We start from the raw sequence: 13,076 nt of genomic DNA on the forward strand, positions 1-13,076 counted from the left end.
CCCCCGTTCGGATGCAACATGGCCGCCAAAGCTCTTTCGGTCCAGCCGACCGTCGATCCCTCGGCCAAGCTGCACGAGACCAAACTCGGCGCCTACACCGAGGTCGGCGCACGCACGATCCTGCACGACGTGACGATGGGCGATTACTCCTATGTCGTGAACGACGCCCAGATCACCTACACCACCATCGGAAAATTCTGCTCGATCGCGGCGATGACGCGGATCAACCCGGGCAATCACCCGATGCACCGCGCCACGCAGGCGCACTTCACCTATCGTTCGAGCGCCTACTTCGAAGGCGAAGGCGACGACACGGAATTCTTCGACTGGCGGCGCCAGCATCACGTCCAGATCGGCCATGACGTCTGGATCGGCCATGGCGCGGTCGTGCTGCCGGGCCGCAACATCGGCACCGGCGCGGTGATCGCCGCCGGCGCCATCGTCACCAAGGACGTGCCGGCCTACACCATCGTCGCCGGCAATCCGGCGCGCATCGTGCGCCGCCGCTTTTCGGAAGAAATCGCCGGACGGCTCGCCAGCCTCGCCTGGTGGGATTGGGATCACGACAAATTGCGAGCAGCATTGCCCGATTTCCGCAAGCTCGGGATTGAAGATTTTCTCTCGACATACGAAGCACGGGCAAGTTCTCTCAACAGTCCTCTTGGCAGCAAACGAAGCGCGGTCGCGTGACAGACATTTTCCTTGAGGGCGGCCGGACCCTGATCGGCTCCGATCTGGTCGAGACTTCGCTCGCCCTGTCCGGACAGGACATCGTCGAGGTCGATGCGTCTCGTGGCCGGGCGCGGCTTGCGCTCGACGCGCGCGACCTGCTGGTGCTGCCTGGCATCGTCGACCTGCACGGCGATGCCTTCGAGCGGCAGATGATGCCGCGCGCCGGGGTCGACTTTCCGATCGACGTCGCGCTCGCCGACAGCGATCGCCAGGCCATCAGCAACGGCATCACCACGGTCTTTCACGCCACGACCTGTTCGTGGGAGCCGGGCTTGCGCAATGCCGACAATGCCCGCGGCCTGATGGAGGCGATCGAACGGCAGCGCCCGCAATTCGCGGCCGATACCCGCTTTCACCTGCGCCACGAGACCTACAATCTCGACGCCGAAGCCGAGATTACCCGGTGGCTCAGCGAGGGCCGCGTCGACCTGTTCGCCTTCAACGACCACATGGACGGCACGGTTGGGGACATGGCCAAGCCCCGCAAGCGCAACCGCATGGTGGAGCGCACCGGCCTGTCGAGCGAGGCGTTCGACGGGCTGGTCGGACATATCATGTCCCGCGCTGCGGATGTGCCAGCTTCCGTGTCGCGGCTGGCCGCGACTGCCCGCGCCGCCGAGGTGCGGATGCTCTCGCATGACGATGCGACGCCGGCGATGCGCCAGGGCTTTCGCGCCATGGGCGTGGCGATCGCGGAGTTTCCGGTCAACGAGGAGACGGCGCGGGAGGCGGCAAGCCACGGTGACGCCATCGTCTACGGCGCGCCGAACGTCGTGCGCGGCGGCAGCCACACCGGCTGGACCAAAGCATCCGACATGATCGCCAAGGGGCTCTGCTCCGTGCTGGCATCGGACTATTACTATCCCGCGCAGCTGCTCGCCGCGTTCCGCCTCGCCGCCGATGGCGTGCTGCCGCTGACCGAAGCCTGGAACCTGGTCTCCGCCGCGCCCGCCCGCGCGACCGGCCTTGCCGATCGCGGCGTGCTCGCGGAAGGACGGCGCGCGGACATTCTGCTGGTCGACGACAGCGTGCCGCTGCGGCCGCGGTTGATCGCCGTGATATCAGGCGGCAAGCTCGTGCATCTCACCGACGCGACACGGTTGCTTGGAATGGCAGCTACCCCGCGCGAAGCTGTCGTCGCGGCATAAACCCGCTATGCTCGGACGATGACAGGCTCCCCCCGCTATGCGATCTATTTTGCCGCAGGCAGCGACAGCGCTCTCTCCCGCTTCGGCGCGGAGCTGCTCGGTTACGATGCCTCTAGCGGCAACGAGCTGCCGTTTCCCGCCGACGCCTCGCGCCTCGCGCCGGACTGGCGCGACGTCACCGCCGATCCCCGCAAATACGGCTTTCACGCCACGCTGAAGGCGCCGATGGCGCTCGCACCGGGCAAGACCGAAGCGGAGCTTTTGGCGGCCTGCGTGGCATTCGCAGGCAAGGCGCGGACGATCCCGGTGATCCGCCCGGTCGTCGATGCCATCAGCGGCTTCATCGCGATCATTCCGGCTGAGCCGGTCGGTGCCCTTCAAGAGCTCGCCGCCGATTGCACGCGCGACTTCGATTCCTTCCGCGCGCCGCTGAGCGCGGAAGACCGTGCGCGGCGCAAGCCGGAGAAGCTGAGCGAACGGCAACGCGACTATCTCGACCGCTGGGGCTACCCTTACGTGATGGAGGAATTCCGCTTCCACATGACGCTGACGGGCCGGCTGGACGCGGAGCGGCGCGGGCCGATCTTGGAGATGCTGCGGGCAAGGTTTGCTGCGCTCGGGCTTGATGCGCTGGCGATCGATCGCGTCACGCTGTTCAGGCAGGATGACGCCAAGGCTCGCTTCCGCATCATCGGCGAGTGGGCTTTGACGCAGTCAAGCGTCAGTGCCAGCTCGCGAGATTGAAGGCGAGCGCCACAACGCCGACCAGAACGAGGCTGGTCGCCCAGATGACATCCAGATTGAACCAGCTTCGAGAGACGAATTTCAATCCCAGATGGCGGTAGACCAGCCAAGCCAGACATCCGCCGGCGCTGACCATGGCGGCAACGTGCACCAAAGACACCAGCACCGCCATCCCGAGACTTGCCTTGATCAGCGCGCCAGCGGCCTCGTGGCCGGCATCGAGTTCGAAGGCCTGGCAGAGCCCGAGATAGATCGGCACAAGCATCAAGGCGGCGCCGTGGGCAATGGCGACGGCAAATGACCAGAGCGCCAATTGCGTTGGCGGAATTCGTGCCAGCGTGCGCGGATGGCGCCGCTCGACCAGCCGATAGACGCCGAAGCCAATGACAAGAAGGCTAGCGCCGAGCTGGATCGGACGCTGCCACTCGGCCAGCACGAGCAGGAACGCGAATGGCAGCAGCACGAGAAGTGTTGCCAGGAGATGCCCGGCCGCCAGCGCCCACAACGCGCGAAAGAGCGCGCGCGGGCTCTTGTCCATGAGCCCGGCCGAAACGGCGAGCGGCCAGCCCATTCCCGGATTGACCCCGTGATAGAGGCCGCTCGCAACGAGAGCGACCCACAGCCAGCCGAGGCTCGCGTGTGCCCAATCTAGGCCGACGGGTAACAAAACGAGTCCGTCGAACAATCGCCGCCCTCCAGCCTGATCTGGTGCGCACGATATCCGTCGGGGAAGCTCACGAAGTAGTTCTTGTCGAGCTCGAGGCCGCCGTTGGGACCGACATTGGCCATGACTTCCACACCCGGAACGCCATCGGGATAGAACTGGTCATCCCAGGTGGAATAGAGCGAATTGGTCCAGTACACGCGCCTGCCGTCGCGGCTGATCTCGACCATCTGTGGGCCGGCCGCAAACGCCTTGCCGTTCGGATGGGGGGTGCGGCGCGCGATGCCGCCGACGTGAACCGAGCCCGCAAGCTTCGGCTTTCGCGGATCGCTCACGTCGTACTGGCGCATTTCACCTGTGCCCCAGCATGAGACATAGAGAAACCGGTCATCCATCGACAGGTCGATGTCGGTCACCAGCGGCGGCACCGCGCCAAAGCCCTGGAGCAGCGGCGGCAGCTTCTCCTTTGGCGCGGGTTCGGGCGGGATCGTCGCCGTCTTCTCCACGTGGAATTTTCCGCCTTCGCGCCACCAGGTCCAGATCGAGGCTTCGAGATTCGTGGTGTCGACAACAACGCCCACGAAGCCGTATTCGCGAACCGGATCGTGCGCCGGCCGCACCTCCAGCGCCATCTGATGATTGGCGCCGAGGTCGATGGTCTGCACGTTACGACGGGCGCGGAGATCCCAGAAGTGGAGGCGATGTCCATATTTGTTCGCCAGCAGATCTTCCGGAACGATCCCGTTCTCGAACTGCGGCGGCAACGCCCATTCACTCGTCACCATGTAGTCGCGCGGCAGGTTCCACCAGAAATCATAGTGCAGCGTCTGCGGACCGCGGTCGATCTCCCACCGTCCAAGGACCTCGAACGTCTCGCAATCCATGATGAAGACGCCTGGAGGTCCGTTGGTGCCGTCCTTGCCGCCGCCGCCCAACGTGCTCACATAGATGCCGTCCGGCCCGCAATGGATGGTATGCGGCCGCGAGTAGCCGGTCTTTTTGAAGACTTCCTCAGGCTCGATGATCTTGTGGATTTTGGCCTTGGTCGGATCCGGCTTGGTATCGATGATGTAGATCCGCGACGATCGTATCCCGGGGATGATGAGATAGCGCCGCTCGATGAAGGCATGTCCGGCGAGCGGCGACAAGGCGGAGGAGCAGGCATTCCAGCCGAAGTGATGAAACTCATCGCCCTTGTTGGGCATCGTCACGGTGTGGACGATTTGGCTGTAGGTCGGCGATCCCGGCTTGACGTCGATGACCGCGAGAGCATCCGGTTTCGAGAAGTCCGGACTGAGCAGCAACGTGTAGGCAAAGTTCTCCGCGGGTGCTTCCATCGCAAGCCTGGGCGATGCGTGAAAGGTGGGATCCGGCCTCATCGTCATGGCACTGCCTCCCTGTTTCGTCGGCTCACTCCAGCCTGGCTCGGAATAGCGGCGTAATGAAGAGTTGTTGCGCGATGTCTTGAGATGCTCCGCGGGCCTGGTTGGCGAGCGTACAATATGTCAACGACGGGTTGCGGGAAACCGCCCGAACCGCGTTAATTCGACGCCTTCAGCCCGATGGAAGCTGGCGGGATCAGGCTAGGGCGCGCTTGTCCGGGACGACGGCGGAGGCTACTTCCCCCACCGCAATGCCATTGCATCCCGCTCCTTCGCCAACTCCAGCAGCCCTGCCCGCGTCGCCGGATGTAACGGCTGGAGCGGATGCCGCACCGTGTCCGACTTGATCACGCCGCCGGCCTGCATCATCGCCTTGCAGGCGATCAGACCGCATTGGCGGTTTTCGTAGTTGATCAGCGGCAGCCAGCGTTCGTAGGCGGCTTTCGCCTCTTCGCGCTTGCCGGCGAAATAGGGATCGACGATCTGGCGGATGCCGTCGGGATAGCCGCCGCCGGTCATCGCGCCGGTGGCGCCGGCATCGAGATCGGCGAGCAACGTGATCGCCTCCTCGCCGTCCCAGGGCCCCTCGATATCGCTGCCACCGGCCTCGATCAGGCTGCGCAGCTTCGACGCGGCGCCCGGCACCTCGATCTTGAAATAGCGGATGTTGGCGAAGTCGCGCGCCAGTCGGGCAAGCAACTCGACCGACAGCGGCGTGCCGGCGACGGGCGCATCCTGGATCATGATCGGAATCTTGATCGCGCCCGACAGCACCTTGAAGAACTCGACGACGCCTTTCTCGGGCACGCGGAAGGTTGCACCGTGATAGGGCGGCATCACCATCACCATGGCGGCACCCGCCGCCTCGGCCTGCTGGCTGCGCGCGGCGCAGACGGCCGAGCTGAAATGCGTGGTGGTGACGATCACGGGAACGCGGCCCGCGACATGCTCCAGCACCGCATGCATCACGGTCTCGCGCTCGGCATCCGTGAGCACGAACTGCTCGGAAAAATTGGCGAGAATGCACAGACCGTTCGAGCCGGCATCGATCATGAAATCGATGCAGCGGCGCTGGCCCTCGAGGTCGAGCTCGCCGCGCTCGTCGAAAACGGTGGGTGCGACCGGGAACACGCCGCGATAAGGGCGCTGGGCCTTGTGGTGTGGCGTGACCGGCATCGAACTCTCCATCCCTGACATCTCTTGCATCTGCCGCGGCGCCCGCGCAGCGGCATAGATGTACCTGCCGCGCGCATCGGCGGCAATGCTGATTGCGCGACGTGGAGATGGAGGATTGTCGAAGCTATGCGGTCTTCACCGCGCCCAAGAAGCCCTCGACCGCGACGCGGAGACGATCTGCGTCGGTCGACATTTTCTTGACCGATTCGGTCAGCACCGTGCCGGCGCTGCCAGTCTGCTGGTTGAGTCTGGCGACGCCGCCGATGGTATCGGTCACCTCGCGGGTGCCTTGCGCGGCCTGCTGGAAGTTCCGCGAGATCTCGGTGGTCGCGGCGCGCTGCTCCTCGACGGCCGCGGCAATCGCGGTCATCTTCTCGTCGATGCCGCTGATGGCGCCGCCGATCGAGCGGATGGCGGCAACGGCCTGACCCGTCGCGCCCTGGATCTCCGCGACCTGTCGCGAGATCTCTTCCGTTGCGTTTGCGGTCTGCGCCGCAAGGCTCTTGACCTCGCCGGCGACGACGGCAAAGCCGCGGCCCGCCTCCCCGGCCCGCGCCGCCTCGATTGTGGCGTTCAGCGCTAGCAGATTGGTCTGGCCGGCGATGGCGTGAATCATCTTCACGACCTCACCGATGCGGCCTGCGGTCTGATCGAGGATCTCGACCGTCGCATTGGTCTGCGCGACCTGCGACACGGCTTCGCGGGCGTCGCGGGCGCTGGCCTGCACCTGCGCGGAGATCTCACCGACGGACGCGGAGAGTTCCTCGGTCGCGGCCGCGATTGTCTCGAGATTGTTGGTGGCCTGCTCGGCGGAGGAGGCGACCGCCGCGGTCTGGCTGCTCGATTCCGAAACCAGCGAGCGCACGTCGGTCGCGGTGGCATCGAGCTCCTTCGTCGACGCGGCAACGCTGTGAATGACGGCTTGCACGGTGTCGTCGAAGCTGCGGCAAGCCGCATCGACGGTGCCGGAGCGGGCGAGCTGGAGCGCCTGCTGCGATTCGCGGTCCTTACCCAGGCGTTCCGCGGTCGCCGCGCTCTCGCGCAGGCTTTCGAGCGCGGCCGCCATGGTGCCGAATTCGTCGAGATATCTGGATTGCGGAACGGGCGTCGCGTAGTCGCGGGCGCTGATCTTGGCGATGGCATCCAGAATGGCGCGCACCGGGCGCATGAGGCGGTTGCGCACCACGTACACGCCAGTCAGCGTCACGGCCAGCGCGAGCAGGAATGCAAGGGACTGCACGACGAGATTGGTGAGCGCCTTGGCCTGCACCGTCTCCGCCCGCGCGATCGACTGGTCGAGCGCCTTGTTCGCCACCGCGACGATGGACGCGAAGGGTGACTGACACAGCGTGTTCCATTCCGAGGCGGGCATCGCGGGCTTGCCGCTGCCGTCGAAATTCTTGGTGAGGTCGCCGATCCGCTTGAGCGCACCGTCGGTCTTGGCCTTCGCGTCCGTCGCTGCCGTCACCAGCTCTGGCGCCACGTCGGGCGCAGCCAGCAAATCGGCCATGCCCGCCCAGCCGGAGACGATCGTGCCATCCCATTGCGCCACTGACCGCTTCTGCGCGTCGTCGAGCGGCTTGCTGCTGTTGATGTTCGAGCGAAGCGAGGAGCAATGGATCCCATAACGGTCGCGCACCTGCCAGGCGAAGCGGCGGACCTGGATCATGCGTGCGATGTAGGGATCGTCCGTCCAGGCGCGGTTCGACACCGCAATGGAGGCGAGGTTCGCCGTGTCGATGACTTTGGTGACGGCATCGTACCAGGAATTGGTCCGCTCGATCTTGCGCTCGGCGCGCGGACGCTTGGCCTCGTCGTAGAACAGCTGAAACTGGGGCGCGGCGTTGCTCCAGCCCTGCTTCAGCGTGCTCGCGAGTTCGTCGCGGCGGGCGAAATCGACGGTCGCGAGCGCAGCGCCGATGGCGTCATAGCCGCCCTGCTCGGCCTTCTCCGCCGCCTCGAGTTTCGCTCGCGGATCGTCCTCGCCGAGGATCGCGCTCTGCGCATCGCCGCGATTGTTGCGCAGCGCCAGCACGCCATGGAAGATCGCCTTGTCGGCGGCGGCAAGCCGCGCGGTCTCCAGACTGTCGCTGTAGCGGCCGAACGCCCCGACCATCTGGATCGCCGTAGAGGCCAGCGCACCCGCGGCCAGCAGGGCCATCAAGGTCAGGAGGAGCGAACTTACCGATTTCTTAAACATTGTCATGGTCTCGGGGCCTGGGTCGGGCCTGCTCTTTCGAGCGCCACCTTGCCCCGCGACATGCCAATGTTTCGTTAAGGTTTAAGTCGAATTGCGGCGAGTTCACGGGCCAACAACCCAGGTGCAAGCGCGGACATCATGCAACCCTGGTGAAATCCGGCGGACGGCGCTCGGCGAAAGCGGTGAAGGCCTCGCGCGCCTCGGCGGTGCGCAGACGCAGTCCGAACTGCTCGCCCTCGGCATTCATCTGCGCGACCAGCGCCTCGCCATTGCGCATCAGCCTCTTGGTGGCGGTGAGCGCGCCGGCCGGCTGACGGGCAAGACGCTGCGCCAGCGCAAGCGCTTCGGCATCGAGCTTGTCGAGCGGCACCACGCGGTTGGCGAGACCCCATTCCAGCGCGGATTTGGCCGGCACCGTCTCGCCCAGGGCGAACATCTCGTAGGCTCGCGCATAGCCGATGCGCGCCGGCATCAGCAGGCTGGAGGCTGCTTCCGGCACCAGTGCCAGGCTGACGAAGGGCGTCGACAATTGCGCGTTGTCGGCGAGCACGACGAGGTCGCAATGCAGCAGCATCGTGGTGCCGACGCCGACGGCGCGGCCCTGCACCGCGGCAACCATGGGCCGGGTGCAGCGCGCCAGCGACTGGATGAAGCGCACGACATTGCGGCTGCCGTCCGACTTGCCCGCTGCGACCGCGGCGAATTCGCCGACGTCGTTGCCGGCGGTGAACATGTCGCCGTCGCCGCGGATCAGGATCACGCGGGCCGACGGATCGAACTCGGCCGATTCGATGGTGTCGGCGAGCTTGCCGTACATCGCATCCGTCAGCGCGTTCTTCTTGTCGGGGCGCGCCAGCGTGAGCGTGAGGATTCCGCCGTCGTTCTTGATCCGGACGTGCTCGGTCATGGGTCTCTCCTCTGTTGATCTGGATATTTTGAAAGCTCTGTCGAAAGTTCTCTTGAAGATTCTCTTGGAAACTTGTCCTGAATGCTCGTCAGCCAGCGTGCGACGATATCGATCTCCGCGCTGGTGAATCCGTCCGTCAACGCCGCGTTGACCTGCGCCGCGTTGGCCTTCGCCTGCGCGAGCGCTGCACGGCCCTTCGGCGTCAGCCAGACGCGCCAGGCGCGCCCGTCTTCGCGATCGGCCCGCCGCTCGATCAGTTTTGCAGCTGCCGTGCGATCGACGAGGCCGGAAATGCCGGCCGGTCCGAGATCGAGCGCTGTGCCCGCCTCGCCCATCAGCACCCCATCCTGCTTGCCGAGAATGAACAGGAGTCCTGCCTGCGCCGGCGAGACCTCGCTCGAAGGCCGCGCCGCCATCCAGCGCTGCAAGCGCCGCTGCGCAACGCTCAACAGGTAGATCAGCCGATGATGCCCCGCGCCGGCCGGTTTATTTCGCATGCGAAATAACTAGCTGGGGCGGATCGGAATGTCAAAGGGCGAAGCTATGGTGACGCGCCGCGTGAAGGCCGCCGGCGAGCCGGCGCATTAGGACTCGCCCAGCAATCGCAATTTGTCGCGGCCGCCACGCTTGACGGCCACTCAATTTTATGTTCCCTATCCGTTCTATTCAATCATAGATTGTCCCGGAGACCTTTCGTGATGAACAGTATGCGTGGCGAGAACCAGCCGACCCAGCTCGTAATCCATAATGACGACGATACGCCGGACCAATTCGTGATGGATCTGCTTCGTCAGGTCTTCGGCAAATCAGACCGTGAAGCGACCGCGCTGATCACTCAGATCGAGCAGAAGGAAAAGGCGGTTTGCGGGCCTTACCCGCAATCCGTCGCCGAAGCGCTTTTCAAATCTGCCCAACAATCCATCGGCCTGGCCGGCCACCGGCTGCAGGTCACCCTTGAGGCGATCAAGACTCCTTGCGAACTCTGTGGCAAGCCTGAGGGACAGACCGACGTTCGTATCGGCAACCGCACGGTGTGGCTGTGCAGCGAATGCATGCGTGCGGCGGATGGGCCTTCGAACGAACAAGAGGAAGATTTCGACTTTGCTTGCGACGTTCTCGATTGGCACCTTGCCAGCACCGCGCGCAGCAAGCTCGTGACCACGATCCGCCAATTTCCCGGCCACATGCGGGTCGATCTCCAGGCAGCGGTCGACCGCCTCTTCGGCAAGGCCATCCGGTTGATCGGGCTGAACGAGGAGCAGCGCTACGAAACGCTGTCGATTTCACGACTCCTCAAGGAGGGCCGCTATGCGATCGCGATTGCCCCGCTGCAATATTCCGACGTCGACATAGGCGAGAAGAGCCCGGTCAAGTGTCTGGATAACGGACTATGGCTGTGTGAGCAGGATCATCTGCGCTATGCGGTCTTGCTCTGCGGACACCGCGAATACAGTCGCGAGCCCGGAATTCGGATCGAGATCCTGGTGCCATCAGGTTCCGCAGGTGCGGCTCTCGTCCAGCAATGCTTCATTGAATTGGAAGAGGCCGTACAGGCTGCGCGGACCTATCGCGGCAAGATCCTGTCGCTCGATGCCGATTCCGATTATCGCGGCCGCTCGCGCGGCATCACCGTGCATCGCTTGCCGCAGGTCGCGCGCGACGAGGTGATCCTGCCGGAGCAAACCCTGCGGCTGCTCGATCGCAATGTGCTGACCTTCGTCAACACCCGAGACCAATTGCGCCGGCTGGGTCAGTCGACACGCAAAGGCATCTTGCTGTACGGGCCGCCGGGCACCGGCAAGACCCACACGATCCGCTATCTCGCAACGCATTTGCCCGGACATACGACGCTGATCATCACGGCCGAGCAGATCGGTCTTCTCGGCGCCTATATGAGCCTGGCACGGCTGCTCCAGCCGTCGATGGTGGTGATCGAGGACGTCGATCTCATCGCCCGTGACCGCGATGACATGGGGCCATGCGAGGAATCCATGCTGAACAAGCTGCTCAACGAGATGGATGGGCTGAAGGAGGACGCGGACATCTTGTTCGTCCTGACCACCAACCGGCCGGAGGACCTCGAAGGCGCCCTCGCGGGTCGCCCCGGCCGCATCGACCAGGCCATCGAAGTGCCTCTCCCCAATGAGGCCGGTCGCGGCAAGCTGGTCCGGCTCTACGGCAAGGGACTGCCGCTCGACGAGGCGGTCATCGCAGAGGCTGCCCGGCGCAGCGAGGGCACGAGTTGCGCCTTCATCAAGGAGTTGATGCGGCGGCTGGCGCAAGGAAGCATCGCGCGGGACGGCGGCAACTCCGTCATCTCCGCCGATATCGACGAGGCGCTTGACGACATGCTGTTCTCCGGCGGCCGGCTTAACGCGCAGCTGCTCGGCGGCGCGCAGGCGATGGCCACCAGGTGACGCTCCTCCGACGTGGCGCGCCCGCTACGGCGCGCACATGAAGCTCGACGCCTCCGTCAGCGGTCCCGCCTTGTAGTGCGGCCACGCTGGCCACCGGCACAGCGGCAGCGCGCGAAGCGTCGCAAACGACGGCGCCTCGACCTTCTGCTCGGCGACTTCGAGGTCGCCGGGCGCCTTGCCCTTTTCGACCCAGTCGACCAGTGCGCTCAGCATGTCGACATTGGCCGGCGCGCCGGAGCCGACATGGTCGACGCCGGGCGCGGTGTAGAGCCGCGCGAATTCGGCCGTCTCGGTCTTGCCGAGCTTGCGTTCGACGTTCTCGAAATAGCGGATGCCGGCATAGGGGCTCTGGGCGTAGTCCGCCATATGTTCGAGTATGATCAGCCGACCGCCGCGGGCGCGGAAGCGGCTGAGGTCGGGATCGGTGGAGTCCATCAAGCCGGAGACCTCGAGCAACCGTGCCTTGTGCTCTTCGGGCTTGTACGTCGTCACGTCGAGCTTGGGATCGCGCGCGAACACATATTGGATTCCCCCGGCGCCGTAGATCCAGGCGATGCCGTTATTGGGCGCAGGCGGCTGCGCGGGCGGCGCCGTGCCGAGCCACCACGCGACCCAGCCGCCGGTCGGGCCAACCGCCGGTGTGTCTTCACCCGACACGCCCCAGCCCGGATAATCGTCGAGACCGTTGGCGAGCGGGAACGGGAATTTGTAGGTCGCATGCAGCGTGTCGATCGCCTTGATCTGGGCGTCCGTGAGGCACTGATCGCCGGACTTGCCGCTCGCGCAACGCAGCGTCTCCGCCTTGAACGCCGCCTTGCAGGAAACGGGATCCTGCACCAGCGCGTCATCGGAGCCGTCGGCCTTGTCGCAAGCGGCCCGCACCGCATCGCCCACGAGCTTCACCTGCGCCGGATTGATCCAGCCGTCACCCATGGTCACAAGACCCGAGCGCGTGCCGGCATGCTGCAAGCCAACCCAGTTGATGACGGGCACGCGCGCAAAGATGCCGTCGAAATCGTCGGGATAGCGCTGCGCCATGGTGAGGCCTTCGCGTCCGCCTTCGGACGAGCCCATGAAGTACATCTTTTCCGGCGTCTTGCCGTAGGCGCGCTGCATCAGCGCGACGGCGGCATCGCGCACCTTCTTGTAGGCGCGATGGGCGAAATTCTCGAAGGCTTCGTCGTTGAGCGCGAACAATTGCGGCGGCTCGCCGGGCTTGGACTCATGACCGGAATCGGTGCCGTAGGTGACGAAGCCGCGCGCCAGCGGCGACGGCTTGTCGAAGGGATGGGCCGGCGGCAGCGCCAGGCCCGTGATCAGCACGCCGTTGAATCCACCGCCGCCATATTGCAGCGAGCGGCCGTTCCATTCGACGGGCAAATTGACCTGAAACTTGATCGGCGGCGCCTTGGGATCGGTGGGATCGATATGGCCGAGCACCTTGCAGAAGCCGGGATTGGCGGGCGTGACGCGCCCCGACGGCGTCGGGCCGCGTTCGGCGACGGCCAGTGGCGACGGCGCCAGCAACGTCGCCGAATCGATCTTCACCGCGTCAGCGCCGCCGACGAGGCTCTTGCATACGGTATCCGCGTCCTCGGCCAGCGTCGCCGCAGAAGCGGAGTTCACGCCCAGCGCGCCCGCTGCGCCCACCAGCAACGCACACAGCTTCGCATGGATTTGCGCCATCGTTCCCCCTGGTTTTTCTG

Annotated in this window: 11 protein-coding genes; 4 read left to right on the forward strand and 7 right to left on the reverse strand. The window is 65.2% G+C overall.

The window, feature by feature from the left end; translation table 11 throughout:
* Positions 1-18 precede the first annotated feature (18 nt).
* Genes IVA88_RS16940 through IVA88_RS16950 form a run of 3 tightly spaced genes read left to right on the forward strand, consistent with a single transcriptional unit; the run spans position 19 to position 2,624 of the window.
* Positions 19-690 (forward strand): chloramphenicol acetyltransferase, encoded by a 672-nt coding sequence (locus IVA88_RS16940; protein ID WP_247498360.1) that lies wholly within the window; start codon positions 19-21, stop codon positions 688-690.
* Positions 687-1,880 carry an alpha-D-ribose 1-methylphosphonate 5-triphosphate diphosphatase gene (locus IVA88_RS16945; protein WP_247498361.1) on the forward strand — a complete coding sequence of 398 codons (1,194 nt, stop codon included), beginning with the start codon at positions 687-689 and terminating at the stop codon, positions 1,878-1,880. Before IVA88_RS16940 ends, IVA88_RS16945 begins: the two co-directional genes overlap by 4 nt.
* 18 nt (positions 1,881-1,898) lie before the next feature.
* Complete coding sequence (locus tag IVA88_RS16950) at positions 1,899-2,624, forward strand: DUF1045 domain-containing protein (RefSeq protein ID WP_247498362.1); 726 nt, start codon at positions 1,899-1,901, stop codon at positions 2,622-2,624.
* Here the strand turns inward: IVA88_RS16950 and IVA88_RS16955 are convergent.
* The 6 genes from IVA88_RS16955 to IVA88_RS16980 all read right to left on the reverse strand — a co-directional run bounded on the left by IVA88_RS16955 (position 2,602) and on the right by IVA88_RS16980 (position 9,450).
* Positions 2,602-3,195 (reverse strand): hypothetical protein, encoded by a 594-nt coding sequence (locus tag IVA88_RS16955; RefSeq protein ID WP_247498436.1) that lies wholly within the window; start codon positions 3,193-3,195, stop codon positions 2,602-2,604. The two genes, IVA88_RS16950 and IVA88_RS16955, sit on opposite strands and share 23 nt — an antisense overlap.
* Positions 3,196-3,272: 77 nt before the next feature.
* Complete coding sequence (locus IVA88_RS16960) at positions 3,273-4,673, reverse strand: selenium-binding family protein (RefSeq protein WP_247498363.1); 1,401 nt, start codon at positions 4,671-4,673, stop codon at positions 3,273-3,275.
* A 231-nt stretch (positions 4,674-4,904) separates the two neighbouring features.
* Positions 4,905-5,846 (reverse strand): dihydrodipicolinate synthase family protein, encoded by a 942-nt coding sequence (locus IVA88_RS16965; RefSeq protein ID WP_247498364.1) that lies wholly within the window; start codon positions 5,844-5,846, stop codon positions 4,905-4,907.
* Between the two features lie 124 nt (positions 5,847-5,970).
* Positions 5,971-8,052 carry a methyl-accepting chemotaxis protein gene (locus IVA88_RS16970; RefSeq protein ID WP_247498365.1) on the reverse strand — a complete coding sequence of 694 codons (2,082 nt, stop codon included), beginning with the start codon at positions 8,050-8,052 and terminating at the stop codon, positions 5,971-5,973.
* A 130-nt stretch (positions 8,053-8,182) separates the two neighbouring features.
* A complete protein-coding gene (locus IVA88_RS16975; RefSeq protein ID WP_247498366.1) occupies positions 8,183-8,953 on the reverse strand; it encodes an enoyl-CoA hydratase in 771 nt (256 codons plus the stop codon).
* On the reverse strand, positions 8,950-9,450 hold the full coding sequence (locus IVA88_RS16980; protein ID WP_247498367.1) for a MarR family winged helix-turn-helix transcriptional regulator: 501 nt from the start codon (positions 9,448-9,450) through the stop codon (positions 8,950-8,952). Before IVA88_RS16980 ends, IVA88_RS16975 begins: the two co-directional genes overlap by 4 nt.
* Positions 9,451-9,651: 201 nt before the next feature.
* Between IVA88_RS16980 and IVA88_RS16985 the strand changes: the two genes are divergently transcribed.
* A complete protein-coding gene (locus tag IVA88_RS16985) occupies positions 9,652-11,370 on the forward strand; it encodes an ATP-dependent Clp protease adaptor ClpS (RefSeq protein ID WP_247498368.1) in 1,719 nt (572 codons plus the stop codon).
* A 24-nt stretch (positions 11,371-11,394) separates the two neighbouring features.
* On the opposite strand, the gene IVA88_RS16990 is transcribed toward IVA88_RS16985, so the two are convergent.
* Entirely contained in the window at positions 11,395-13,056 is a 1,662-nt protein-coding gene (locus tag IVA88_RS16990) for a tannase/feruloyl esterase family alpha/beta hydrolase (protein WP_247498369.1), read from the reverse strand.
* Positions 13,057-13,076 lie beyond the last annotated feature (20 nt).

Source organism: Bradyrhizobium sp. 149 (assembly GCF_023073915.1).
In the GTDB taxonomy this organism is placed as follows: domain Bacteria; phylum Pseudomonadota; class Alphaproteobacteria; order Rhizobiales; family Xanthobacteraceae; genus Bradyrhizobium.